This window comes from Candidatus Firestonebacteria bacterium RIFOXYD2_FULL_39_29 (assembly GCA_001778375.1).
GTDB lineage: Bacteria > Oederibacteriota > D2-FULL-39-29 > D2-FULL-39-29 > D2-FULL-39-29 > D2-FULL-39-29.
The window spans coordinates 1-26,749 of record MFGV01000042.1 but is presented as its reverse complement, the minus strand read 5'-3'; the positions used below and the strand labels follow the sequence as shown (position 1 = coordinate 26,749).

The following is a 26,749-nucleotide window of genomic DNA, read 5'->3' as shown; positions in this document are numbered from 1 at the left end:
TGTCTCTCCTGCTTCTGGCAAAGAACATAATATATTTTAGCAAATTTAAGTCATCTGTTCACTGAAACTTTCATGTGAACATTATACTAGGAGGTCATCATGACCTGCGATAATTGTCACGAACATGGTGCTACCGTTCATTTTCAGCAAATAGTGAACGGTCAAAGTACGGAAATAAACCTTTGCGATAAATGCGCTCAAGCGAAGGGTATGATTTCTTTTGCAATGGATAAACCTTCATTTTTTGGAAATCTTCTCTCCGGTTTTATGGAAGAGGAAAAATCTGTCGGAGGTCCTGACAAGGGTGTTAAGGTGACCTGTCAATGCGGTTGGTCCAGCGATGATCTCCGGAAGTCTGGTTTTCTCGGCTGTCCGCTTTGCTATTATACTTTTAAAAAATCTTTAACTCCGATTCTTCGCCGTATTCACGGGAGTAACCGGCATATCGGTAAAGTACCTGCAAAGATCCCGGTAAAGCAGAAAGTAAATAAGAAAATTACCAAGGTGTTTGATCCTTCGGAGATAAATAATTTAAAAGGGAAATTAACTGTTGCGGTAAACGAAGAGCGCTATGAGGATGCTGCAAAGCTCCGTGATAGGATTAAGAGGCTGGAGAAAAAACTTAATAAGGATATGAGCTGATGTTTGAAGAACTCGTAAAATCAACCAGTAAATGGCTTTTGGAGCCGGGTCCGAGTTCTGAGATTGTTATCTCCTCCAGGGTTCGTCTTGCCCGGAATGTGAATGGTTTTCCATTTTCACACAATCTTAATGAGAAGGACGCAGAAGAACTGGTTGGTATGGTTTCTAAGGCCGTAGAAAAGAGCAGGTTGTTTAAGGGTGTAAGAGCCGTGGATCTTATGGCTCTTCCTGAACTTGACCGTATTGTTCTTATGGAACGGCATATTATGAGTTATGATCATGTCATAAATGACCGGAAACGGGCGGTAGTATTTTCAAAAGATGAAAGTGTGTCCGTAATGATAAATGAAGAAGATCATCTCCGTCTTCAAATCCTTCTTCCCGGGATACAGCTGGCTCAAGGCTTTGCTGCTTTGGATAAACTTGATACGGAACTGGAAAAGAAAATTACCTACGCCTATGATATTGATATCGGTTATCTGAGTGCTTGTCCTACCAATACCGGTACGGGACTTCGCGCTTCAGTGATGGTTCACCTGCCGGGATTAGTGATAAGCAAAGAAATAACAAAAGTTTTAAATAACATTGCCCAGATGGGGCTTGTTGCCCGGGGTTTTTACGGGGAAGGTATTGATATAAAGACCCCATTTTTTCAGATTAGTAATCAGGTGTCTCTGGGACATACAGAAGCAGAAATAATAAATGAAGTTGACAAAGTAACAAAACAGCTTATTGATTATGAAAAGAAAGCAAGAGAATCGCTTTTTAAAAATGCCAGGACCAAGACCGAGGATAATATCTGGCGTTCATACGGGATCTTGAAAAATGTCCGCTCTATTAATTTTGAAGAAGCAATTACCCTTCTTTCCTCGCTCCGGCTCGGGATAGAAAGCGGTATAGTAAAAGCTGATATCAGGATGGTGAATGAACTTTTGATAATAACCCAGCCCGGTCATATACAGAAATTATTTATGAAAGAAATGGGTGAACCGGAGAGGGATCAAAAGAGGGCCGAAATTATCAGAGGAAAACTGGGGTGAAGGAAGCAATTGCAGCAAGGTAAGCACAAACAGCAAGTACAGTAAGTACGAAAAGTAGAAAAAGCCTGGTCGCCAGCGTTTAGGCGAGCAGTCCGTCAACGCTTTGTGGCGGAAAAGACAGAAAGTGAAGGAAACGAAGCAGGTACAGTGAGAAAAGCGAACAAATAATATCACGTTAATGTAGAACGTTAGCAACGTTTATCCTGCAAAGCTTTGGCGTAGGAGGGTGCTAACGTGTAACGTTTAACTGTAGTGCTACAAAAATATCCGTCTGAGGTGAAGACTTTCCGGCGGGTGAATAACAGAAACAAGTTTTGTAATTTGCCTTCTAAAATATAAGGCATTATTATGTTTCGGTATCCGCCTGGGCGGAAGTGGAATCGTATTAAAAAGGAAAGTGAAAAATGCATCTGAATCCCGTGGCAATATTTCTAATCCTTCTACTGATGTCATATCTTGCAATATTTCTGATAATTAAAATACTTCACCTCTCTATGTTCATATTCAAGATGGTGGTTGTTGTTTCTTTAATGTTAGCTCTTTTTATAGGGTTACTCTTTATGTTTGGAATGCTGGAAAAATTTCAAATATTGATTGATTTAATTGATAAAGTAAAAGAAATTGTTAATTATGTTGCTCAAAAAATAAAATAGCGGTCATCAGCCTGCATTAATTTAAGTCTAAAAACAGTATATTTTCGAGGTGTTAATTGGTATTACTGAAAATATTTGCATGTGTAACAGTGTTTTCCTCTGTTCTTTTTGGTTCAGACTGGTCTGCATACCTTGGTCCTTTAAGAAACGGTGTATCACAGGACAAAAACCTTCTTAGTTCATTTCCAAATGAGGGTCCGGAGATATTATGGCGGGCGTCTATGGGTGTCGGATGGTCTGCTCCTGTCATATCGGATGACCTTTTGTATATAACTTCCTATGAAGACAATAATAAGGAAGTGGTATTGTGTTTGAATGCTATTACCGGCAAAGAGATCTGGAAATATACTTATCCTGTTGATTACGGAAAAATGGAATATTCCTACGGAGGGCCGAGAGCTTCGGTTACTATCTCTGCCAACTATGCCTGCTCCATAGGAGCTATGGGTAACATGTTCTGTTTTGATAAACTTTCCGGAAAGATCATCTGGGAAAAAAACCTGGACAAGGAATATCCTCCGGCAAAGAGAGCGTGGAAGGGCTGGACTATTTCGCCCCTGGTCGAGGACGGTAAAGTTGTCGTAAATCTCGGGCCGGACGAGAAAAAAGAAAATGAAAGGTGCGCAGCTTTTGAAATGAAAACAGGAAATTTGAAATGGTTATACAAAAGTCCTGTAAAGATAGTGACGACCGTACAGGTGAGTCAGACTCCCCAGCTTGCAATATTTGACAATGAAAAGTATCTTCTTTACTCCCCTTATGCCCGTTTGACGGCCCTAAAACTTTCGGATGGAAAGCCTTTATTTTCTTATCAGCTCTCGGAAGGAAATGATACGATAGCCACACCTGTCTATGTCGGCGGTAAACTTCTTGAGATGCCCTTTGGAAAGGAACAGATAATGCTGGATATAAAAAAAGAAAACGGCAGGTATATTGTCAGGGAAGTGTGGAAGACAAAAAATTCGCCTTCCGGGCATGCGGGCTATCAGGAATGGAACGGAAATCTCTTCGGTTTTGCAAGCTGTTTTTCTCTGGTCTGTATCAGTTCGGAAAAAGGGCAGATTATGTGGTCCAAGTATGGTTTTAAACAGGACTCCTCCCTTACGGTTGCGGACGGCAAGATTTTTATAAGAAACGGTAAAGAGCTGATAATTGCCGAAGCTGCCGGTAAGGTTTACCGCGAACTCTCACGTATCTCCTTTAAAGTCGAGAGTAACAGTAAGGACTCCATGGGGTGGGTCGCTCCCCTTATCGTGGACGGAAAGATGTATTTGAGATTCAGCCGGGATCTCCTCTGTCTTAAAATACGCTAGCAGGTTGCTGAAAAACTCTTTTTAATATTTTTTCAGCTGCAATTTTTATCATTTTACCCGCCATTTGAGGGCAAATGGCTAGGTAACCCGCTGTCCACCATTCGATAATCGAATGGTGGACAGCCTGCTAGAAGAATAAATATATATTATGCCTGTTAATAACGGTGTGTTTTTATTTTGGATTCCGTGTTACTTGTTATTCGTGCCTTTTTATGCTAAAATGCTTTTAATTGCTGAGTGTTTTGTAAATGGAGGAATATTATGTTTCAAAAGTTTACTGAAAGAGCGCAGAAAATTATTATTTACGCAAAAGAAGAAGCCGGCAGGCTTAAGCATGATTATGTCGGGCCGGAGCATATTTTACTGGGGCTGATACGGGGCGGCAGCGGGGTGGCTATCGGCGTTATGAAGAATATGGGGGTCAGTTTAACAAAACTGAAAAAAGAAGTTGAAAGCATGCTCTCTCCCGGTACCGGTACTGTTCAAATCGAAGACCTGTCTTTTACTCCCAAGGCAAAGAAAGCCCTTGAACTTGCGATTGAAGAGGCCAATAAAATGGGGCATGGTTATGTGGGGACGGAGCATCTTCTTCTTGGTATAGTTAAAGAAGGGGAGAGTGCGGCGTCAAAAGTGCTCGGGAGTTTTGGAATTACCCTGGATCATGCCAGAGAGATTACTATCGAACTTTTGGGCGGGCAGTCTTCTTCTTCAACCTCAAAGCAAAATCCTTTCTCTCAAGGTATTCCTCAACATCCGGGGGCTCAGCCTACCGGCCTAAAAACAAGTAAGACTCCGGCACTGGATGCTTTCTCGAGAGATCTTACAGTTTTAGCAAGGGATAATAAACTTGACCCTGTTATCGGAAGGGAAACAGAAATAGAAAGAGTAATACAGATACTTTCGAGGCGTACCAAGAATAACCCGGTGCTTCTGGGTGAGGCGGGCGTAGGAAAGACCGCGATTGTTGAAGGTCTTGCTCAAAAAATTATCTCCGGGAATGTCCCGGAGCTTCTTGTCGGGAAAAGAGTTCTGACCCTGGATCTTGCGGGTATGGTTGCCGGCACAAAATACCGCGGTGAGTTCGAAGAAAGATTAAAAGCGGTGATGAATGAACTTCGTCACAGCGGGAACGTTATTATTTTTATAGATGAGCTTCATACTCTGGTCGGCGCGGGAGCCGCTGAAGGGGCTATAGACGCTTCTAATATGTTAAAGCCGGCGCTTTCAAGAGGCGAGGTGCAGTGTATCGGGGCCAGTACTTTAAATGAGTACAGAAAGCATATAGAAAAAGACGGAGCATTGGAAAGAAGGTTCCAGACTATTATCGTAAATCCTCCGTCGGTGGAGGAAACAGTATTGATCTTAAAGGGGCTGCGTGATAAATATGAGGCTCACCATAAGGTAAAGATAACGGATGACGCTATTAGAGAAGCTGCTTACCTGGCAGACCGGTATATTACCGCGAGATTTTTACCTGATAAAGCCATAGATATTATTGATGAGGCCTGTGCGAGGATTAGGTTGCAATCCTCTGCCCGCCCTACAGAAGTTATTTCCGTGGAAAAAGATCTTGAGAATGCAATGAAGGAAAAAGAATCTGCCGTGAAAGCACAGGAGTTTGAAAAAGCGGCGAGCATGCGGGACCGTATAAAAGAATTAAAGATAAAACAGGATGACATTAAAAAGCTCTGGGAAAAGTCTCAGGGTGTAATAGAAAAAAATGTTTCTGCCGAGGATATTGCAAAAGTGGTTTCCCAGTGGACAGGAATTCCGGTTTTTAAACTGGAAGAGAAGGAGTCCGTTAAGCTTCTTAATATGGAAAGCGCTCTTAGAAAAAGAGTGGTCGGGCAGGAAGAGGCAATCAAGTCCGTTACCAATGCAATACAAAGAAGCAGGGCGGGTCTGGCTGATCCAAAGAAGCCTATCGGTTCTTTCATATTCCTGGGCCCTACCGGTGTTGGAAAGACAGAGCTTGCGAGAGCGCTTGCGGAGTTTATGTTTGAAGACGAAAAAGCTCTTATTAGAATAGATATGTCGGAGTATTCTGAGAAATTTGCCGTGTCCCGTCTTATGGGTGCGCCCCCCGGTTATGTGGGTTTTGAAGAAGGCGGACAGTTAACGGAAAAAGTCAGACGGCGTCCGTATTCAGTAATTCTTTTTGATGAAATAGAAAAAGCACATCCTGAAGTGTTCAACGTCCTCCTGCAGGTGCTTGATGACGGAAGGCTTACCGATTCTTTCGGCCGTATCGTTGACTTTAAGAATACGGTGGTAATAATGACCTCAAATACAGGCGCCCGCTCCATAGATAAAGGCGGCTCTTTAGGGTTTAAAAAACAGGATGATAAGGTCTCTTATGACGGAATGAAAAGCAAAGTTATGGATGAACTCCGGAAAACCTTTAATCCTGAGTTCTTGAACAGGATAGATGAGCTTATAGTTTTCCACCAGCTGACCAAGGAAAATCTGACGAGTATTATTGAACTTCTTATCAAAAAAGTGGAAGAGAGGCTTACAGAAAAAAAGATCACGTTAAAACTGGATGCCTCCGCTAAAGAGTTCCTTATCGAAAAAGGCTATGATCCTGTCTTTGGCGCAAGACCGCTTAAAAGGGCTATCCAAAAATATATTGAGGACCCGCTTTCTACCGAGATCTTAAATAAACGTATCTCCGAAGGCGGCTCAGTCACAGCAAAAGCCAACGGCGATAAACTGATGTTTGAGAAGAATTAAAGAAGGTATTAGGCCCTGGGTGCTAGGTTGTAGGTTTTTACTGTGGAGGTTTTGATAAATTAAATACCACAATAATGTAGAACGTGAGCAACGTGCAACTTGAGTAACGTTTTAACGGCATGAACAGGCTGAATTGCTTCAATATAATAAGAATAAGGACAAGTGATATGTATAGCAGAATCGTAGTCAAGATAGGCACCAACTTACTGGCTGATAAAGTAAAAGGTATTAACACCTCTCGTGTTATAGAGATTGCCAAGACTCTTTCCGGCTTGGAAAGATCCGGTAAAAATATTTGTCTGGTTACTTCCGGAGCTATTGGCGCGGGAGTTGCCGCTTTAAAGCTTAAAGAAAAACCCGTAAGTATTCCTGAAAAACAGGCAGTTGCGGCGATAGGTCAGCCTCTTCTTATGGAAGCTTATGAAAATGCGTTTAGAAAATATGGATCGGTTATAGGTCAGATACTTTTAACAAAAGACGACTTTACGGAGAGGAAAAGGTATTTAAACGCAAAGAATACTTTTGATGTGCTCCTTAGAAAAAGGGTTATACCTATCATAAACGAAAATGATACGGTAGCGGTAGATGAGATAAAAGTAGGGGATAATGATAATATCTCCGCGATGGTTGCGCATCTTGTCGGAGCGGACCTCTTAATAATACTTTCTGATATTAAGGGGCTTTGTAAAGAAGATCCGAATAAAAATGCGGACGCTGAACTCATACGTTTAGTCGAAAAAATAACTCCTGAAATAGAAAAACTTGCAAAAAGCTCAAAGGGTGAGCTTTCAGCCGGGGGGATGATCACCAAGCTTCAAGCGGCAAAAAAATGCGCCGCAGCAGGTATTACTATGGTTATCGCCGACGGCAAAGACCCTTCTGTTATAAAAAGAATTGCTTCCGGCGAGCCGAACGGAACCGTTTTTTTACCCTGTAAAAATAAGTTAACCGATCACGAGATCTGGAAACTAATGCACGGGTGTTCAGAAAAATAAATTATAATATTGATAGATTCCTGCTTCGGATCTCGGTCATATTCCGCAGAAAACTCCTAGTGTAAGAGGTTGTGCTAAAATGTAGTTGCCTGATTAAGGCCGTTCCGGCGAATGCAGGCAGTAGGCTCTATACCGTGCCCGCCAATCTTTATGGAGGGAATCTAGCAACTACAAAATGTTTTGGAGTCGCGAGAATATATTGGGTTTTTGGCACAGTTTCGTAAGCTCGGATAGTTTATTGTGCAGCACTGATAAGATTTAAAAACATTCTTTCAGCTACGGGGTCATACGACGGGGTTCTTGGGGAAATTCTTTTCTTAAGTTCAAGACGGCTCAGAATAATCCTGCCTTTTTTGTAGTTGTAGACCACCAGAGGGGATTCTTCAGGTTTTGCGCCAGTTAGTATTGCTTTTAAAGTTGTCTTATTGTCATCTGGTGCGTGTGTTGTTATTACAACCGGGTCTTTGTAGCAGATACCGTTGTAATCATTCCATCTGGCAAGGTAAGAAGGTTTAATGTTGAAAAGTAAAGGACTGTCTTTTTCTGCTATAAATGCCCGTGAAGAAATATCTGAAATAGTTTTTAATTCAACAGGTACTTTTACAGGGACATTACTTTCATCTTCAAGTATTACCGCAGTGCCGCCTTTTTCAAAAAAACTTTCGAAAACCTGATTCTTTAAAGTGTATTCATTTTGGAACTCTTTTAAAGAACAGGTCAGAAGTAGATTGGATTCTATTCCGTCATAATACTCCTTTGTAAAGCTTATCCGGTTTGCGGTCAGGTACTCTTCAACGGTTCCGTTACTCCCGGCTAAGGTTATCTTATTCGAAATAGAAGGAATTTTACTCCGCGAGATCGCATGAATTTCCCTTTGACTTAAAGCGGGTGCGAGTCCCGGAGTTTGTGTAACTACAGAAAAGTAATAAATTCCCTCGTTTTCGGGCAGCTTCCATTCAAAACTCTGAATTAAACGTTCATAGGGCTTTAAAGTTTTTAAAACTGTTGCGCTGTAAAACGGTTTAAGGAAGGTTTCAGAATAAGGAACGTACTCCGGGTTATTCACTGTTATATAGAAATTGTATTCCGCATCCACCGGCTTATCCGTGTCATTGATGTAGTATATATCGGTTTTTAATGAAGACCCGGAAATAAAATTCCTGTTGAAAAGGTCTATTGAAGCAAAAATAGGGGAAAAGGCGCTTTTAATGGCGGCAAGTGCGGGTGAAGGGATATCTTTTCTCCATTCAAAATTAGTTTTTGGATTGTTCCAGTTTGCGTACCAGTATGGAAGTATCGCGTCAAAATCAAGCCGGCGCAGTACTTCTGTCTGTTCGGCGCAGAATTCCGCGTAAATAATATCATCTTTCTGGGTTTCTTTTTTCTTTCCGGCCCATCTTAACTGTCTGTCAACGTTAAAAGCTTCCAGATATTCGGTGGCGAGCATGGTTTTATTCTTATGACTTACTTCCTGGCTTGCCGCAAATTTCGTCACGGTGCTGTAAAAAGATCCTTCCGTACCAAACCAATAACCCTGATAAGGATGAATATCCCTGCCTTCCTCCGTAAGTTCACCCGCGCGGAGTACCGGTCTTGAGGGATCTAAATTCTTTATAGCTTTTGAAAGTATTTCTGTCTCCCATCCTGAAGCTGTTTCTTTTGATTCATTAGAAATAACCCATCCGATTATTGAAGGATGATTGGCAAGTTCAAGTATCCGGGTCAGCGCGTCCAGTGTGGAGTTTTCCTGAAACAATTTCTCCTGTTCTTTGTTGAATTTAAAATCTGTTTTGTTAAAGGTCAGAGGAAATTCCGCCAATATCAGCATTCCGTTTTTATCGAATATATCAAGCCAGCTTTCCGGAGGCGGGAGAGTATGAGTTCTAAAACAGTTAAAATTCATCTGTTTTGCCGTTTCCACCGCATAAGCGTAAATAGCGTTTTTATCTTTTAAATAGCTCCTCTGCCAGTCCATTACGAGTTCGGAACCCTTTAATACTATCCGCTTGCCATTCAGGTAAAAATCCCCGTCTTTAACCAGAAATTCTCTCATCCCGAAGTGTGAAATGTTAAGATAGGGCACTCCACTGGCACGGGCTGTCAGTTCACAGGTGTAAAGATACGGGTTTTCGGTATCCCAGAGAACCGGGTTTTTTAATACAGCATTGATTGAAACGGGGTTCTCACCTTCCGCGGAAAATGTTGAATCAACAATTTTTTCTCCGTTTTTATCTCTTATGAGAAGGTCCACGCAGGGGCTCACGGCGTTTTTTTCTTTTAAAAGCCAGATTTTTATTTTTGCGGAAGAATCTTTCAGGTTTGGAAGAACTACTGTATTTATTATGTAAATATCATCATAAAAATCAAGGAAGATCTCGCCGCTTACTTTAGCCGCGCGGTCACCCCAGTCAAAGGAAGCTGAACCAGCGGGAATGAGCGCTTTGCCTGCCTCTGTTTTAGGAAGCGCTGACCAGCAAAATATCTTCAGATAAATAGTGTTTTTCCCGGTTTTAAGAACCCCTTTTTCAATCTTGACCCAGAAAGGCGCTGTTAATTCTGATTTTCCTGTTTCACTTCCGTTAATATAAGCAACTGCGTCAAAAAATATCTGTTTCCATCGGAGTATAGAGTTAAAAGCAGTTAACTTTTCATCCAGGTCGAAGTTTCTTCTTAACCAGACAATTTTAGTATCTTTTTCGTTAAGTCCTTCTATTTTGTAATGAGGAACCGTAATTGCTTTCCAGCCTTCGGTAGTTTTTGAAGCTTCTTCAATACCGAGAGTTCCTTCCTTATCGAACAGAACCTGCCATTCACCCGAAAGGTTGAATGTCGATTTTTCTCCGGCAAAGACCGTTTGCGATACTGCAATCGCGACAAGTATTTGAATAATAATTCTCAAACTCTTCATTTGACTAATATATATGTAATAAGACAAGGTGTCAAGAACCAAAATCCGCAACCAGTAAAATATTGCAATTGTAATATAATAGACGGATTTTGTTTGATTCCACGGATAAGAAAAAGAGATTTCACTGATTAATAAATCTGTTTTTGCATTTTCTTCTGATTCTGTAAAAGAAATAAAAACATCTAAAAAAGTGTGCTTTCTCCTTCAGATTTCGGGTTTGAAATAGCTATTGAAAGGAGTAGTTCAGATTTATTATACATCAGAAAGTTGCGAAACTCGTCCAAGGCGGGGAGCCAAAATTCCAAAACCCGTCAATGGTTATTGACGGGTTTTTTTGTTTATTTATAGATTAGTTATGCTACAATATTTTGTATGAGGAAAAAATGAACGAATTTATTCTGAAGGCTGAGCTTAAACTGCCGGTCGGGAAATATCTGATCAGAGTTACTGAATCAGAGCTTTTCGTTTCCTCCGGATTTAAAACATTAACTTTGAAACTTGAAACTATTAAAGCAGTTAAAAGCTGTTTTGCCGTACCCGCAAAAGGCGGCGGGTATCTCATACTTTTTATTGTGCTAAAGGAAGGCAGTGAGATAACTCTTTTTCAAAGCGAGGGTTATGAGGAAAACTGCAGATTTACCTATAATAAACTCGGTCAAGAACTGGCAAGCAAACTTGGCGTGCCATTTAGAGAAGAAACGCTGGGAGCCGACGCCTGATGAAAATAATAAGGACAAGTAACTCTCTTGAAATCTCTACAGACAGCAGCACGAGCGAGGTTGTACTTGGACTAATACTTATTGCCTTTGGAATTGTAGCTTTTGCGGTCATTCCTGATGTGCTTGCTACCGAATGGAGTTATAAGCTTGGTAATGTTTCATATAAAATGCGCATGGTTGTGGCTGTATTTAACTCTATGCTGGGCATTTTTACTATTATCGGGGGATTGTATAATATTTTTAAGAAAAGTTACTATATTTTTGATAGCAAGAGTAGCAAGCTCTTTTACGGAGAGGGGGCATTGTCAAAAAAAGGTCTAATTTGGATGGATTTATCCCGGATTGGGGCCATAGAGATACTTGAAAGAGAATATAAATCGAAGAGATATAGATACTGGGTATCTTTAAACACCAGAGATCACGAAAAGATCCTTATTGGAATCTATTTTGAAGATAAAAATGCCGTAGAGAAAGCAGTTTCAGAGATTAAGAATATCTCCGGCCTTTAGGCCGTGCTGGTTTACTTGCAGTGTTATGAAGCCTTGTTGTAAGAGTCCCGGCATAAAGAATCTTTTCTTAAAAGATTTAATTATTTACACATCAACCAGTTGCGAAGGTCGTCCAGTATGGGGAGCCAGAAAATCCAGAACCGCAGGTTGTATAAAGCAATCTGCGGTTCGTTTATTATATTCCTATAGAAACATACTCCTGCTTTTGCTACAATACGTTATGACTCTTAAAAAACTCGTTGAAAATAAAGCTAAGGCGGTTAAGGCTGCAGGGTGGAAGCTTTACAATCTTTCTGCGGAAAAGAAGAATAGCTTACTTTTTAGGATTGCTTCCGGACTTCTTTCCGATTCTAAAGCCATTTTAAAAGCAAATGCTTTAGACATGTCTAATGGCAAAAAATCAGGTCTTTCAGGTACATTACTTGACAGGCTTCTTATAAATGAAAAAAGAATTGAGGGAATGATTGCCGGAATTAAAGATGTAATTGCGCTTCCGGATCCCGTCGGGACAATTCATGACAGAAATTACAGGCCTAACGGTTTGAAAGTCGAAAAAATGAGGGTTCCTCTCGGGGCAATAGGTATTATATATGAAGCCAGACCTAATGTTACGATAGATGCGGCTGTACTTTGTCTAAAGGCAGGGAATTCAGTGCTTCTTCGAGGAGGTTCTGAAGCTATTAATTCCAACAGGGCTCTTGTGAAGGTGCTTAAGAAAGCAGTAAAGGAAGAAGGACTCCCCGTCAGTTGTGTCGAATTCATTGATACGACGGATAGAACTGCGGTTAAAGTAATGATAAAACAGGATAAATATCTGGACGTAATTATTCCAAGAGGCGGCCAGTCTTTGATTAAATATATTATAGAAAATTCTTCGGTACCGGTTATAGCTCACGGTGAGGGAAACTGTCATATTTATGTTGGAAAAGCCGCTGACCTAAAAGCTGCCGAAGAGATAGTCTTTAACGCGAAGACCCAGCGTCCTTCCGTATGTAATGCGGCGGAAAAACTTCTTGTGCATAAGGATATTGCCAGAAAGTTTATTCCCTCTATGCTGAAGCGCCTTGCGGATTTTGGAGTGGAAATACGTGCGGATAAAGCCGTAAGAGCTATTTACAAAAAAGCAAAGCCTGCCGTAGAAGCTGACTGGTACAAAGAATATCATGATCTTATTATCGGGGTAAAACAGGTGTCAAGCATAGAAGAAGCAATTAAACATATCAACACCTACGGCTCGCATCACAGTGATGCCATTGTTTCCAGAGATAAAGCCGCCTGTGATAAGTTTATAAGAGAGGTGGATTCCTCTGCAGTGTTTTCTAATGCTTCTACAAGATTCAATGACGGGTTTGAACTCGGCCTTGGCGCGGAGATAGGAATTAGCACGCAAAAATTACATGCAAGAGGTCCAATGGGGCTTTTGGAGTTAACAAGCAGTAAGTTTGTGGTAATAGGAAACGGACAGGTAAGAAAATAAGACAAGAGAAATTTACTATTGATAAATGACGATTGACAATTTGGGGTAGGCAGGAAAAGCTCTGCCAAATATTAAAGACACAGTTAAAAAGAACTTTATAAACTTTATGAACCTTACAAACCTTATGAACTAGTATTTATTGGAGAAAAATAGTGAGTAAAAAAATAGTATTTCCAAAGAACTTTATTTGGGGGACGGCTTCGGCTTCTTATCAAATTGAAGGAGCGGTAAAGGAAGACGGGAGAGGAATTTCAATTTGGGATAAGTTTTCACACACACCGGGACGTATATTGAATAATCAAAACGGCGATGTTGCTTGTGACAGCTATCATAAATACAAGGAAGATATAAAACAGCTAAAATGGCTGGGTGTGGATGCTTACCGATTTTCGGTAGCCTGGCCGAGAGTAATTCCAAACGGTACCGGGAAGGTAAATGAAAAAGGGTTGGATTATTACGAGAGGGTCGTTGATGAACTCCTGAAAAACGGGATAAAACCTTTTGTCACTTTGTATCACTGGGATTTACCGCAGGTGCTCGAAGATAAGGGCGGCTGGAGAAAAAAGGATACTTCTTACGCTTTTGCTGATTATTCTGAGGTTGTAGTAAAGCGGCTTTCCGACAGGGTGAAAGACTGGATAACGCTAAACGAAGCTCCATGCTGCTCCTACCTGGGTTATAAATTAGGTATTCACGCCCCGGGCGCCAGAGTAAGTAATAAAGTCTATAATCAGATACTCTTCAATCTTCTTCTTGCCCATGGACTCGGGCTTTCAGTGATCCGGGATTTTGGCGGGAGCACTGCAAGAGCAGGGATTGCCCATGATATTGGGACTGCTGCGCCTGCAACGAAGAGCAAAGCAGATTATGAAGCAGCAAAGAAAGAGTGGATCAGGAAAAATTCCATCTGGCTGGATCCTTTGTTTTTTGGAAAATTTTCAAAGGCGGATCTTAAACTTATGGGGAAGGATGTTCCTGAGTATTCAAATGGGGAAATGCTCCTTATTTCAAAACCAGTAGATTTCTTTGGGATAAATGTATACGCTTTGGAGGACAGATGTCATATCTCAGCAAAGAAAAACGGCAAGGTGAAAAAAATACCTATATCACTGGATGCTCCCAAAACCTCCTTTTTCTGGGAAATTACTCCGGAAGCGCTGTCCTATAATATAAGATTTGCCTGTGAAATTTATAATCCAAAAGAAATCTTTATAACAGAAAATGGTGTGGCTTTTAATGATGTGATACTTCAAGACGGCAGGATTCATGACAGCCAAAGAGTTGATTTCTTTAAAAGCTACCTGGCGGAAGCTGCAAAAATAGTGAAGGAAGGTTATCCGTTGAAAGGGTATTTTGAGTGGTCGCTCCTGGATAACTTCGAATGGGCGGCCGGTTATACCCAGCGATTTGGTATGATTTATACGGATTATCTTACACAAAAAAGAATTCCAAAAGATAGCGCGTATTTCTATAAAAAACTGATAAAAGAAAACGGTTACAAGTTTCAGCCGAATTAACTGGAAATATTTTTCATAGAAAAGTAAAATATAGGATATTAAGCTATGTTTTGCTTTAATCAATCAGGAATGGAGAACAAGTTATGGCAAAGAAATTCGCTTTTATAGGCGCAGGGAGTTTTGGATTTACCAGGGGACTGGTCCGTGATATTCTTACTTTTCCGGCTTTTGCGGATGCGGAAATAGCTCTGATGGATATTAATAAGGAGCGGCTTAACTGGATAAAACAAGCCTGCGAAAAGATCGTCAAAGCCGGTAATTACCCCGCTAAAATTACGGCAACGACAAGCAGAAAGGAAGCTTTAAAGGGCTCTAATGGCGTACTCTGCACGGTGCTTGCCGGCGATGTGGAAGTGTGGAAACATGATATATCTATTCCTAAAAAATACGGGGTGGATATTAATGTGGGCGATACCAGAGGGCCTGCGGGAATATTCCGCGCTTTAAGAACAATTCCCTTGATGCTCGATATTTGTAAGGATATAAAAAGATACTGTCCCAAAGCGTTATTTTTAAATTATACAAACCCTATGGCGATGCTCTGCAGAGCAATGCAGGGGGAGTTTCCGGAATTAAATATCTCCGGCCTTTGTCACAGCGTTCAAGGTACAGCTTCCGAATTGGCTAAAATGATCGGTGCGGGTGAAGCAGAGATAACGTATTTATGCGCAGGAATAAATCACCAGGCGTGGTACCTTAAGTTTGAAAGAAACGGAAAAGATGCATATCCTGAAATCAGGGAAGCGTTGAAAATTAAAAAAAATTACATGGCAGATGTTGTCAGAAATGAAATGTTTAAATATCTCGATTTCTATGTCACGGAATCCAGCGGTCATAATTCCGAGTATAATGCCTGGTTCAGGAAAAGACCGGACTTAATAAAAAAATACTGTATCGGCACAAGCTGGAATCCCGGGGCTCATGCGTATATTGTTAAATGTTATTCCAACGCAAAGAAGAACTGGAGAAAAGATATACAGAAATGGCTGAAAGATCCGAATGTAGATCTGAAACGCGGCAATGAGTATGCTTCTTGTATATTTAATGCGGTATTTGGAGATCAGACAATTTATGAATTTAACGGAAATGTAAGAAATTTCAATCTTATTGATAACCTGCCCTATGGCTGCTGTGTAGAAGTGCCTGTTGCAGCCTCGAAAGAAGGCCTTAGGCCCGTTCACGTCGGTGCCTTACCCGCGCATTTAGCCATATTAAACAACACAAGCGCAAGGTGTGAAGAACTGGCAGTAGAAGCCGCAATTGAAGGCAACCGGAGAAAATTATTCCATGCTGTTGCCTTTGACCCGTTAACGTCTGCGGTTCTAAGTCTTGATGAGATTAATGCTATGGTTGAGGAAATGTTAAAAAAGAATAAGGAATGGCTCCCGCAATTCAAATAGATGCGCAGATGCTTGGATGAGCGGAGGCTCGGCAAAAGAACAGAGGTCGAAGGATATATAGAAGGTTTGGAAAAACATAAAAAGACGTATTTTTGTTGTAGCTTGTTTTAGAATTTGTTTCGAATTTGTATTTAAAGGAGTTTTATGCCGAAAGAAACTATGACATCGAAAGAAAGATGGCTGGCTGTTTTAAAAAGACAGAAACCGGACAGATTGCCTGTGGATTACTGGGCGACAGCTGAGGTTACAAAGAAGATGCTTAAACATTTGGGGCTTTCTAAAGAACGGGAAATGTTTAAAAAACTGCATATTGATGTTCCGGTTGGTGTTGGCGGCAGGTATGTCGGACCGGCAATACCAAAAGACTGTGACGCTTTTGGAATAAAGTACAAGGCTGTAGATTATGGTTCGGGCAGTTATACTGAAGCCGCCTCCTCTCCGCTTGCGTCGTATGAAACTGTGGAGGAAATTGAGAAAAATTACAAGTGGCCTTCTCCTGACTGGTGGGATTACTCGACTCTTCCGTCACAGCTGAAAGGCTTTGAGGAGTATCCTGTTGCCGGAGGTTATTGCGAACCTTTCTTGATCTATAAGTGGCTGAGAGGGGGCGAACAGGCCTTTATAGATCTTGCCATAAATCCTGAGATATGTAATTATATTTTAGATAAACTATACGGTCTGGCGTTTGAAAATATAAAGAGAATTTATGAAGCGATTCCGGGTAAGGTTACCTACTCCTATGTTGCCGAAGATGTCGGCGGGCAGGAAGATCTTATGTACTCACCGGAGCATATAAGACAATATTTTCTTCCCAGGATGAAAAAAGTAATAGATTTTGTTCATCAGGGCGGCGCTTATTCTTTCCATCACACTGATGGCGCTGTAAGAAAAATCATTCCTGATCTCATCGCAACAGGGCATGATATTTTGAACCCTGTTCAATGGCGCTGTAAAGGCATGGAACGCGAGGGTTTGGTAAAAGATTTCGGAGATAAACTGATTTTTCACAGTGCCGTTGATAATCAGCAGACGATTCCTTTCGGTACACCTGAAGACGTTAAAAAAGAAGTTGCCGAAAATGTGAAGATTTTTGGCAGAGGCTACATTATAGGCCCCTGTCATAATCTGCAGCCGGTAACTCCGGTAGAGAATATAATAGCCCTCTACGAAGCTGCTCACGAACAAGCCTTTAATATTTGATGTGTAGTTAAAACCGGATAAAATTTTGTCTATCAAATGACATTAAGGTATATTCATTAAAATAAATTTGCTATAATAACTTTCAATGTAAGGGCAAACAGGAGAAGTCGCCTAGTTGGTCTATGGCGCACGCCTGGAAAGCGTGTAAACCTCACGGTTTCGAGGGTTCGAATCCCTCCTTCTCCGCCATTTTTTTGACTTAGTCAAAAAAATGGCGAGATCTCGCCCGTTCGCCGAAGGCGAAACGAGGCGGATCCGCTTTAATGTAAAAGATTATATCAATAAAATGCGGGTTTGGGATGTAGAGTTATCCACAGGGTAGGGACAAATTGTCCCCTCCCTGTTAATGTACTGTGTATTTGTAGTGAAATGTAAAACAATTAAATAGTTTGATGAAAAGTATGAAAAAGAATAAACAGCTTGCAAAACAGGGCGCATTTACAGAGTTTCTTCTCTACACTTCGCCAAACGGTAAGGTAAAAGTAGATATTTTTCTGCGTGATGAAACCGTTTGGTTGTCTCAGGCTAAAATCGCGGAGCTTTTTGGTGTGGAGAGAAGCGTAGTTACCAAACACCTTCAAAATATTTACGGTGAAGGTGAATTGGATAAAAATTCAACTTGTGCAAAAAATGCACAAGTTCAATTTGAAGGTCGAAGGCAAGTAACTAGAGATGTGGAATTGTATAACCTCGATGTGATTATTTCTGTTGGTTACCGGGTAAATTCGAGGCAAGCGACGCATTTTCGCATCTGGGCAACAAAAGTACTTAAAGAGTACATTATCAAAGGTTTTGCCATGGATGATGAGCGGCTGAAAAACCCTGATAATGTTTTTGGTAAGGACTTTTTTGAGGAGCAACTGGCGCGTATCCGTGATATTCGCTCCAGCGAACGTAGATTCTATCAGAAAATAACCGATATTTACACTCAGTGCAGCGCTGATTATGATCCGAATGAAAAAATTACCAAACAATTTTTTGCTACGGTTCAAAACAAACTCCACTTTGCAATAAGCGGTCAAACTGCTGCAGAGATTATTTGTAAAAGGGTCGGGAGTAAAAAAGCAAATATGGGATTAACCACCTGGAAAAACGCGCCCAAAGGTACTATTCGAAAAACCGATGTAAGTATTGCCAAGAATTATCTTAATGAAAAAGAACTTGATGGTCTAAATCGAATTGTAACGATGTATCTTGACTATGCTGAAATGCAGTCGAAAAAAGGTGTTGTGATGTATATGAAAGATTGGACAGATAAATTGGATGCCTTTTTGCAATTCAACGAAAAAGAAATATTGCAGGACAGCGGTAAGATTAGTCATAAAGTTGCAGTGGTTTTAGCCGAAAACGAATATGAAAAATACCAAGATATTCAGGATCGCATACTTGAATCCGACTTCGATCGTGAAGTTAAAAAACTATTAAATTGTAAAAAGAAAAAGGAATGAAAGTATAGGTAAAAGTGCTTAAAAATAAGCACTGTCTCTCATATTTTTAAGAAATAATGTTTAAAATTAGCGGATTTGAAAGCGGTTCTTTTGTCGATTTTCGATTTTCAAAAAGTCTTTTGCAAGTTGTTTGCTCAATTTTCAATTTTATTTTTAGACTTTATCTTGTTATTAAAGGAGAATGCGAATGAAAAAGTTTATGGTTCTTTTGATGACGACGGTGTTTTGCCTGCAAGGTTCTGCTTTCGGGGAGGATGCTAAGGATATAATGAAAAAAATAAGAGAGAAAGATCAAAATATAGGGAAGGTCTTTAAAACATTCAGGATGTCTTATGAAAAAAAAGCGCCCTGGGGTTTTAATGGTACCTTTGAAACTCTGATTAAAGGGGAAAAGAAACGGTCGAATAATAAATCCGGAACATTGACCTCTGATGTTGTTTTTGACGGAAAGACTTACTGGAGTCTTCTTGCTTTCGGGGGGATGACTACCAAGCAAAACAGCAAATATTATGATGATAATGATAAGGGAATTTTTGGATGGTGCAAGAGATTTAACGATGATAATGTAAAATTAACCGGTGAGGAGACTGTTGCAGACAGAAAATGCTATATAATCGAAGGCGATGGCGGTGAAGAGTATCTTAAAAAGATATGGGTGGATAAAAAAACTTTAAGCCTTGTTAAATCTTCCGGCGGCAATATGAAACTTGTAAATTCCGATTTTAAAGTCATTAATGATGATTATGAACTTCCTATGAAGACGGAAATATTTAAAGAAGATAAAATAGATATGACGATTGCTGTAACGGTACTCGAGATAGACAAGGAAATTTCTGATTCAGTATTTAAGGTTGAGGCAAAAGATGAAAATAATCCGTTTGAGGGGTTGTTTAAATAAATAAGCGGAAAATTTCAGATTGTCTGCCGGAGGCTTCATGGGTAACTTAAAGGTAGTCGGTATTTGCGGGAGTTTGCGAGAAGGGTCATTTAATAAGAAGCTTCTTTACTGTGCTAAAATGATTGTTTCGGACATGGGTTTGGAGATGACGGAAATTGATCTAAAAGCTTTGGGCCTTCCATTATTTGATGCGGATATGGAGCTGAAAGAGCTTCCTGAAAATGTGAGAAAATTTAAGAAAGAAATTGAAGAAGCTCATGCTTTACTCATTGCTTCCCCCGAGTATAATTATTCCGTATCAGGTGTTTTAAAGAATGCCATTGACTGGCTTTCCCGGGGAGGAAAGAACTCTTTGAATAGCAAGCTTGCCGTTATTATGGGCGCTTCCGCGGGTCCTTTTGGTACGGTAAGAGGCCAGACTAATTTAAGACAGATATTATCCTGCCTCAATGTAATGGTCCTTCCTCAACCGCAAGTCCTGGTGCCTTTTGCCGATACGGCGTTTAATCCTGACGGTTCTTTAAAAGATGAAAAGACGGCCACGATACTGAAGCGGTTGTTGAAAACAACGTTAAATCCATAAAAAACGTTCAAACGGTACACGTTAGCACGTTACTCACGCTCTACACTATTGTGGTTTTATAAAAGTAACAACTCATTAATATAGAACGTTAGCAACGTGAATGACCTGCAACGTGCAACGGTAAAAGCAATTTTCACATCGCACCAAATAGTTGCTTTCTTGTTCGGGTAAAATAATTCTTGATTTAAGTTAGACTATTTTGCTATTATTAGTTAGTTAATCCTAACTAACTATAGGAGCATTGTGGAAGCGGAAAAGTTATTGGAGCAAATAATAGAATATTTCGGGTATGAATTTACCAGAGTAAATGAAGAGATGACGCATCTGGAGGATTTCTCAGGACTTACTTTTGCTCAAATCGGGTATCTTGAAACTATTGCCCGCCTCGGGCATCCTTCGGTTACCGACCTGGCTTTGACTTTGAAGATCTCAAAACCTTCCGTGACCGTCGGGGTTCAAAAGCTGTGCGAGGGGGGATATCTAAAAAAGATAAATTCCTGTTCTGATAAAAGATCCTGGCATATACATTTAAATTCCCGGGGAAAAAGATTCCTGGAAGCGCACAAGAAATGTCACTCGGCAGTTGCAAAGACCGTAGCCGGAGCTTTTAAAGAGACAGAAAGAAAGCAGCTTACACTGATGCTTGAGAAGTTAGCAGGTCATATCACGGCTGAAAGACAAAAAGCGGGAAAAAAATGAAATCAGTAACTATTTTTTGGCAGAGCCAGAGCGGGAATACCTTTGCCTGCGTTAAAGCGGCGGCGGAAGAACTGGAGCGGGCAGGAACTTCTGTTTTTCTTCATCATATTCTGGCAAAGGAAGCGCCGAAGTTTGATACTGAAGTTTATATTTTCGCGTTTCCTGTTTATAATTTTAAACCCGCGACAGCTATGAGGGATTTTATTAATAATCTGCCGCCGGAGGCAAAAGGAAAAAAAGCTTTGTTAGTCGTTAACTGTTCAGGTGCCTGGTCCGGAACACCTTATGTTATGAAAAAAATATTAAAGAAAAAAGGCATTGAGTTGTGCGGAGGAGTACTGGCGCGGGGCTCTGAAAGTTATATTCTTTTAAGAAAGTACATAAAAGTATTAAATAATACCGGCATGCCGGATCAAAAGGAACTCCGGAAGGTGAGAGATTTTGTGTCGAAGGCAGGCAAACAGGAACTTAAACCAAAGTTTTATATGTTTAATCCTTTATCCTTGTTCTACTGGCTTGGCGTTATTTCTCCGGATAATGCTCCGGGAAAGGCTTTTAAAAACAGGCTTTATGACAAGGAAAAGTGCACGCTTTGCGGGTATTGCTACAGTCTTTGTCCCTCGAGCGCAATTACCAGAGATGCTGATACTCTGAAATGCGATGAAAACAAATGTGTCGGTTGCTGCGGTTGTTTTAATATATGTCCGGTGAATGCGTGGACTACTCCGGTCTATAAAGCGGAGAATTTTTATAAAGGCGCATATGCCAAAGATCTTATAAAAACTCTTAGTAAAAAGGAAAATGGAAAATAATATGAGGCTGATAAAATTACCGGTAATACTGCTCCTTCTTTTTGGGTTTGCAGCAGGTGAAAATCTCGGAAAAGACGGTTACCTGACGCAGGTCAGAGAGGGAAACCTTCTCCTTAAGGCGGCGCTGACATCAGCGGACTCTGCCAGAAAACAGATTGAAGAACAAAAACTGCTGACTTCTCCCTGGGCGTTTTCCGGCTTCCGGCATGGCCTGGATAAGAGCCCTTCTGTTGATGCAATTGCCCAAATTGACACCAAAGTATTTGATGAATTAACTTTTGGTCTTGAACAGAGAACGGACATAGGTTTTTCTGCCAGGGTTTATTACGATATCCAGTATTATTCTCTGGAAGGTATCACTCCTTTGGTAATAAATTTGGGAGGTACTACTGTTAGTTTGAATTTGATAACAACACCAAGATATTATTCCAATAAATTGGCGGCTGAAGTCAAACTGGATTTGCTTAGAAACGGTTTTGGAAGTGAAGTGCGTTCTACGAAAAAAGCAATAGAAGCTAAAAATGAAGCGGTTTACTTTGAGAAAATGTATCAGGCAAAACAAGTTTTGATGCAGGCGGAGCTGGCGTACTGGGAGCTTTCTCTTGCAAGAGAAACCGTAAAGATACATGAGCAGTTATTAAATCGTGCAAACCAGCTGGATTCCTGGATGCAGAATAAAATCTATCTTAATTTGCAGGATCAGAGCGATATCAATCAGTCGAAGTCTGAAGTCCAATATAGAAAATTGGAGCTAAAGGGGGCTCTGGATACGGAAAAATCGGCAGCCCGTACTTTTAATTATCTTAGAGGAAAAGATATAGGAAAAGTCGAAGAGGTTTTGGATTTACCCGGCGAAAAAGATCTCAGTTCGGATCTGAAAATATCCGATCCGGAAAAACGTCTTGATTACATAGCGCTTCTTAGAAATCTTGAAGCGGTAAAAGCCGGGACGGCGGCGAAAAAAGAGGTGCTTTCGTCTGAACTGTCCATTGGCGCATCCGCCTCTTTAAATGCTGTTGACTCTGATCTTCCCACGGCCTGGAGTAATTCTTTTAGGGGGGATAAATATGTCTACGGTGCAGGGATTAACCTGCGGGTGCCTTTGGATTTTCCGACGGATGCTCTTTCAAAGGCTTACGACGGGGAGTGGAAGTCATTGGAGCTATACAGTGAAGCAAAGCGTCTGGAAATTAAAACAGAATTTTTGGAACTTAACCGCAAACTTATTGATGTGAAAGAACGGTTGATTCTGGCGGTTGAATTGGAGCGGCTTCAGAAGAATAAAGCTAATGCCGAAAGAGACCGTTTGAGTAAAGGAAACAGTGTGACAGCTCAGGTCTTGATGTTTGAGCAGGACTGGTCGAAAAGCCAGCTCGGTGTTTTGGAGATAAAAAAAGGAATACTTAATATAATAGCCCGGCTCAGGCTCTTTGAAGAGTTCAAGGGAGAATAAAGATGTTAATAAGTTTTGTAAAGTTTGTAACGGTCTAAAATCGTTGAAGAATATTATTATATCTTAAATCAGTGGAATCTTTTTAAAGGAGAACTTAATCAGTGAAATCCAAAAGTTATGTAATCTCATCAAAAGATCCGCCTGATATAACTGGCGGGAGTGGAATCTTTTTAAAGGAGGGCGTGAAATGAGTATAGCATCCTTCAGTATCAGACGCCCCGTATTTATAGTATGTCTTGTCATTCTGATGCTGGCTACAGGCATACTTTCACTTTACAGGTTACCGGTTGATTATTTTCCGGATGTAAAGATCCCGATCTTGTCCGTTCGTGTTATCTATCCCGGGGCAGGTCCGGAAGAACTGGAAAGCCTTGTTGCTAAACCTCTCGAAGAACAGATAAGGACCATTCCCGGCGTGAAGGAAATTCGCGCAAATTGTTATGATAATTTTGCGATAATCTGGGTGGAGTTCACACTGGAAACGAACGCCATGGAGGCCGAACAACAGGTAAGGTCAAAGGCGGGGCTGGCTAAAGCCAAGATGCCTAAGGAAATAGAGGAGCCGGTAATACAACGGTTTGGTTTCGCTGACCAGCCGATTATAACGGCAGCCATAGAATCCGATATTTCCCCGAATGAACTTTATGAGTATACGGATAAAGAAATAAAGCCCCTGCTTGAACAACTGGACAAGGTGGGCCGCGTGGAAATATCCGGGGGTTCGAAAAGGGAGATTCAGGTACTGCTTGAAAGAAAAAAACTTAATGACTATACGCTCTCGGTTTCGCAGGTTGCACAGGCTATAGGATTATCCGGCCAGAATATTCCTTTAGGCAGAAGGCCGGACTTAAAAGACCCGGGTAAAGAACTTGTATACCGGTCTCTGGGGGAGTTCAATACTGTCAAAGATGTTTCCAATGTGACTGTAAAATTTATTGGTAATGATATCCCTATACGTTTATCCCAAATCGGGACAGTTGTAGACGGCACGGAGGATGAACAGAGCCGGGCCTTCGTCAACGGGAATCCGGGTATTGTTATAGAGGTGTATAAACAAAATGGTTCAAATACTGTGGATGTTTCCGGCAGGTTAACAAAACGGCTTAAGGAAATTGAAAAAAAACTTGCAGCCGATGTTAAGGGCGCAAAGCTTTACATTGTAAGGGACAGCGCGGTGTCCGTAAAAAATAATATTTTCGATGTTACTGAATCCATAATGATCGGCATTATTCTTGTTATTGTCATAGTCTTCCTGTTCCTGGCTAACGTAAGGTCAACTGTGATCACGGCTCTTGCTTTGCCTAACTCCCTTATAGGCGCATTTATTCTTATATTTGTCGCAGGTTTTTCGGTAAACATGCTTACGCTCCTGGCGCTCTCCCTGGCTGTCGGACTTTTGGTTGATGATGCCATTGTGGTCCGTGAAAATATCTTCAGGCATATTCAGATGGGAAAGGACCCGAAGGTTGCGGCGGAAGAAGGCACCAAGGAAGTCATGCTGGCGGTCATTGCTACCACTCTTGCCATCATCTCGGTTTTCGGCCCTGTCGCATTTGTCGGAGGTATTGCCGGCAAGTTCCTCAAAGAGTTTGGTCTTACGGTCTGCTTCATAATGATTATAAGCCTTTTTGACGCGCTTACCATGGGTCCGATGCTCTCTGCGAAGTTTATTTCCACTAAAGAGTCTAACAATATTTTTGCGCGTATCTGGCGCCGGATCATGGAACCAATAACGCGTAATTTTGAGGCGAACCAGGCTTGGTTGAACAGGAATTACGAAAGACTCCTGAAGAAATCCATATTATACCCTGCTCTGGTCATAGGTCTGGCCGTATTGATGTTTGTTCTGAGCCTCATTCCTATATTTACGAATGCAATACCCCGTACCTTTCTGCCTCCGCCTGACCAGGGTGAATTCAAAGTGGTATTGGAGATGGAACCGGGTACAAGTCTGGAGGCTTCAAATACTGTTGCCGGTCGCCTGGATGAAATTATCAGGAAAAACCCCGAGGTTGAGGTTGCGATACTTGTGGTGGGCGGAATCAGCGGTGCGAACCAGGCAAATATGTTCGTTAAAATGGTTCCCCCAAACAAAAGAAAGATAAGAGGCGCGGCTTTCAAGGAGAAGCTCAGGAAGCAGCTGACAGAATTTAAAAAATATAATCTTGCCATCAGTGACTACGACTTGATGTTCGGCGGGCAAAGGCCGTTTACAATGAGTATTTCAGGCAACGATCAGAAAGAGCTGGAGACGGCTGCGGCGGCAATAATGGATTTGGTAAAGCAGAACCCGGGGTTTGTTGAGCCTAACATATCCTTTAAACCGGGTAAACCGGAACTAAAGATGATATATGACGAACAAAAGACCAAACAGCTGGGAATTTCCACTCTTATTGCCGGTGCCGAAATCAGGGCGCAGATCGAAGGTATAACCCCGGCAAAATTCCGCGAAAAGGGCAAGGAGTGGGATATCCGGGTCCGTCTGCAGGATTCAGACCGGGACCTGAAGGAAGCCTTCAATTTGGTGAAGGTACCGAACGTGAACTACAGACTTGTTAATATCAACCAGGCAGCCAGGCTTGAAAAGGCTGAAGGGCCTTCTACCATTCAAAGAAACAGCGGGATGAGAAATATACGGATAGACTCTGATATAGGGAGCGGCTCCGGGGTGGGCAATATGATGAACTATATTGATGAGGCAATAAAAGAAAAACACCTGCTTCCTCCCGGGGTAACGTATTCGTATCAGGGGCAGGGAGAGCAGTATGATGAGTTGACAAGGAACCTGGGACTGGCTGCCATACTTGCCATACTCTTTATCTATTTGGTTCTGGCGAGTTTGTATGAATCGTTTGTGATACCTTTTGCCCTTCTAATACCTTTACCTCTGGCGGTTTCGGGGGCTGTTCTGTCGCTATGGATTGTAAAGGAGTATCTTAATGTGTTTTCTATGATAGGAACCATAATGCTCTTGGGTATTGCGACCAAAAACTCAATTCTTCTCTTGGATTACACCAAGCAGCTTACGGCGAAGGGAATGGAGCTGTCTGAAGCCCTGATTACTGCCGGTAAAACGCGCCTCCGCCCTATCATCATGACCTCTCTTACCCTGGTCGCCGGGACCATCCCAGTGGCTATAGGGTTAAACGAAGCGGGAAAACAGCGGACGTCCATGGGCGTTGTTATTGTCGGCGGGGTGATTACTTCTACTTTGCTCACTCTTGTAGTTGTGCCGGCGGCGATGATATTCGGAAACAGATTAAAATGGTTCTTTTTTACTTCCTTGCAGCATACGAAAATATATTTTAAAGAAGCACGCTATTACCTCGTCCGGAATACGGAAAAATTTATTGGTAACATTGTTTACGCCTTTCTTCAGATTCTGATGAATTTTGTTTGTATCTGCGGGAGTGAAGAATACTATGAGTCCTCAGTCGATAAAAGCAGGATTGATTTTGAGAGTTACGGAGTTACTACCCGGCCGGCTTTGGAAAGTTTTATTACAGTAAAAGATTATGAGGCATCAAAACTATTCCCTGATAAAAAGAAAAAAAGTAAATGAGTCCTCTTGTCTCTTACGGCAATTATAAATTGCATAAGTATACCCGATAGGGTGCAATATGTTATATTTGTCAATCAATTCTAAGGATTTCGGTTAAAATCATTGCATTTATACCCTATAGGGTGTATTATTTAGGTATGAAAAGTATAGGCAACGTCATAAAAGAACTTAGAAAGAAAGCCGGGCTT

20 protein-coding genes and 1 tRNA gene are annotated in these 26,749 nt (G+C 41.2%); 20 read left to right on the top strand and 1 reads right to left on the bottom strand.

The annotated features are described in order from the left end of the window. Positions 1 to 99: 99 nt before the first annotated feature. The 6 genes from A2536_11080 to A2536_11055 all read left to right on the top strand — a co-directional run bounded on the left by A2536_11080 (position 100) and on the right by A2536_11055 (position 7,376). The gene (locus tag A2536_11080; protein ID OGF46566.1) at positions 100 to 642 is read left to right on the top strand and encodes a hypothetical protein; all 543 of its coding nucleotides are present in this window, start codon (positions 100 to 102) and stop codon (positions 640 to 642) included. Continuing rightward, positions 642 to 1,682, top strand: coding sequence for a protein arginine kinase (locus tag A2536_11075; protein ID OGF46565.1), 1,041 nt, complete (start codon positions 642 to 644; stop codon positions 1,680 to 1,682). The genes A2536_11080 and A2536_11075 overlap by 1 nt, the downstream gene beginning before the upstream one ends. Before the next feature lie 404 nt (positions 1,683 to 2,086). Next, positions 2,087 to 2,335 (top strand): hypothetical protein, encoded by a 249-nt coding sequence (locus tag A2536_11070; GenBank protein OGF46564.1) that lies wholly within the window; start codon positions 2,087 to 2,089, stop codon positions 2,333 to 2,335. Positions 2,336 to 2,391: 56 nt separating this feature from the next. Then, positions 2,392 to 3,648, top strand: a complete 1,257-nt coding sequence (locus A2536_11065; protein OGF46563.1) for a hypothetical protein — start codon at positions 2,392 to 2,394, stop codon at positions 3,646 to 3,648. A gap of 258 nt (positions 3,649 to 3,906) precedes the next feature. Continuing rightward, positions 3,907 to 6,381, top strand: coding sequence for an ATP-dependent Clp protease ATP-binding subunit ClpC (locus A2536_11060; GenBank protein OGF46568.1), 2,475 nt, complete (start codon positions 3,907 to 3,909; stop codon positions 6,379 to 6,381). Positions 6,382 to 6,548: 167 nt separating this feature from the next. Continuing rightward, positions 6,549 to 7,376, top strand: a complete 828-nt coding sequence (locus A2536_11055; protein ID OGF46562.1) for a glutamate 5-kinase — start codon at positions 6,549 to 6,551, stop codon at positions 7,374 to 7,376. Positions 7,377 to 7,611: 235 nt separating this feature from the next. Here A2536_11055 and A2536_11050 read toward each other — a convergent pair whose 3' ends face one another. Further along, positions 7,612 to 10,275, bottom strand: coding sequence for a hypothetical protein (locus A2536_11050; protein ID OGF46561.1), 2,664 nt, complete (start codon positions 10,273 to 10,275; stop codon positions 7,612 to 7,614). Between the two features lie 392 nt (positions 10,276 to 10,667). Here A2536_11050 and A2536_11045 point away from each other — a divergent pair, with 392 nt between their 5' ends. From A2536_11045 to A2536_10980, 14 genes are all read left to right on the top strand, one after another. After that, positions 10,668 to 11,003 carry a hypothetical protein gene (locus A2536_11045; protein ID OGF46560.1) on the top strand — a complete coding sequence of 112 codons (336 nt, stop codon included), beginning with the start codon at positions 10,668 to 10,670 and terminating at the stop codon, positions 11,001 to 11,003. Continuing rightward, positions 11,003 to 11,512, top strand: coding sequence for a hypothetical protein (locus A2536_11040; GenBank protein ID OGF46559.1), 510 nt, complete (start codon positions 11,003 to 11,005; stop codon positions 11,510 to 11,512). The genes A2536_11045 and A2536_11040 overlap by 1 nt, the downstream gene beginning before the upstream one ends. 220 nt (positions 11,513 to 11,732) lie before the next feature. Further along, positions 11,733 to 12,989: a glutamate-5-semialdehyde dehydrogenase gene (locus A2536_11035; GenBank protein OGF46567.1), complete on the top strand. Its 1,257-nt coding sequence runs from the start codon at positions 11,733 to 11,735 to the stop codon at positions 12,987 to 12,989. A gap of 149 nt (positions 12,990 to 13,138) precedes the next feature. After that, on the top strand, positions 13,139 to 14,506 hold the full coding sequence (locus A2536_11030; protein OGF46558.1) for a beta-glucosidase: 1,368 nt from the start codon (positions 13,139 to 13,141) through the stop codon (positions 14,504 to 14,506). 83 nt (positions 14,507 to 14,589) lie between these two features. Next, on the top strand, positions 14,590 to 15,906 hold the full coding sequence (locus A2536_11025) for an alpha-glucosidase/alpha-galactosidase (protein ID OGF46557.1): 1,317 nt from the start codon (positions 14,590 to 14,592) through the stop codon (positions 15,904 to 15,906). Positions 15,907 to 16,050: 144 nt separating this feature from the next. Next, positions 16,051 to 17,106, top strand: a complete 1,056-nt coding sequence (locus A2536_11020) for a uroporphyrinogen-III decarboxylase-like protein (GenBank protein ID OGF46556.1) — start codon at positions 16,051 to 16,053, stop codon at positions 17,104 to 17,106. A gap of 100 nt (positions 17,107 to 17,206) precedes the next feature. Further along, positions 17,207 to 17,295, top strand: a tRNA-Ser gene (locus tag A2536_11015). A 212-nt stretch (positions 17,296 to 17,507) separates the two neighbouring features. Then, complete coding sequence (locus A2536_11010; protein ID OGF46555.1) at positions 17,508 to 18,554, top strand: cell filamentation protein Fic; 1,047 nt, start codon at positions 17,508 to 17,510, stop codon at positions 18,552 to 18,554. A gap of 187 nt (positions 18,555 to 18,741) precedes the next feature. Then, the gene (locus A2536_11005) at positions 18,742 to 19,452 is read left to right on the top strand and encodes a hypothetical protein (protein ID OGF46554.1); all 711 of its coding nucleotides are present in this window, start codon (positions 18,742 to 18,744) and stop codon (positions 19,450 to 19,452) included. Between the two features lie 37 nt (positions 19,453 to 19,489). After that, positions 19,490 to 20,035 carry a hypothetical protein gene (locus A2536_11000; protein ID OGF46553.1) on the top strand — a complete coding sequence of 182 codons (546 nt, stop codon included), beginning with the start codon at positions 19,490 to 19,492 and terminating at the stop codon, positions 20,033 to 20,035. Between the two features lie 243 nt (positions 20,036 to 20,278). Further along, complete coding sequence (locus A2536_10995; protein ID OGF46552.1) at positions 20,279 to 20,734, top strand: hypothetical protein; 456 nt, start codon at positions 20,279 to 20,281, stop codon at positions 20,732 to 20,734. Then, complete coding sequence (locus tag A2536_10990) at positions 20,731 to 21,546, top strand: hypothetical protein (GenBank protein OGF46551.1); 816 nt, start codon at positions 20,731 to 20,733, stop codon at positions 21,544 to 21,546. Before A2536_10995 ends, A2536_10990 begins: the two co-directional genes overlap by 4 nt. Next, positions 21,536 to 22,999, top strand: coding sequence for a hypothetical protein (locus tag A2536_10985; GenBank protein OGF46550.1), 1,464 nt, complete (start codon positions 21,536 to 21,538; stop codon positions 22,997 to 22,999). The genes A2536_10990 and A2536_10985 overlap by 11 nt, the downstream gene beginning before the upstream one ends. Before the next feature lie 187 nt (positions 23,000 to 23,186). Continuing rightward, positions 23,187 to 26,561, top strand: coding sequence for a hypothetical protein (locus tag A2536_10980; protein ID OGF46549.1), 3,375 nt, complete (start codon positions 23,187 to 23,189; stop codon positions 26,559 to 26,561). The last annotated feature ends 188 nt before the right edge of the window (positions 26,562 to 26,749 follow it).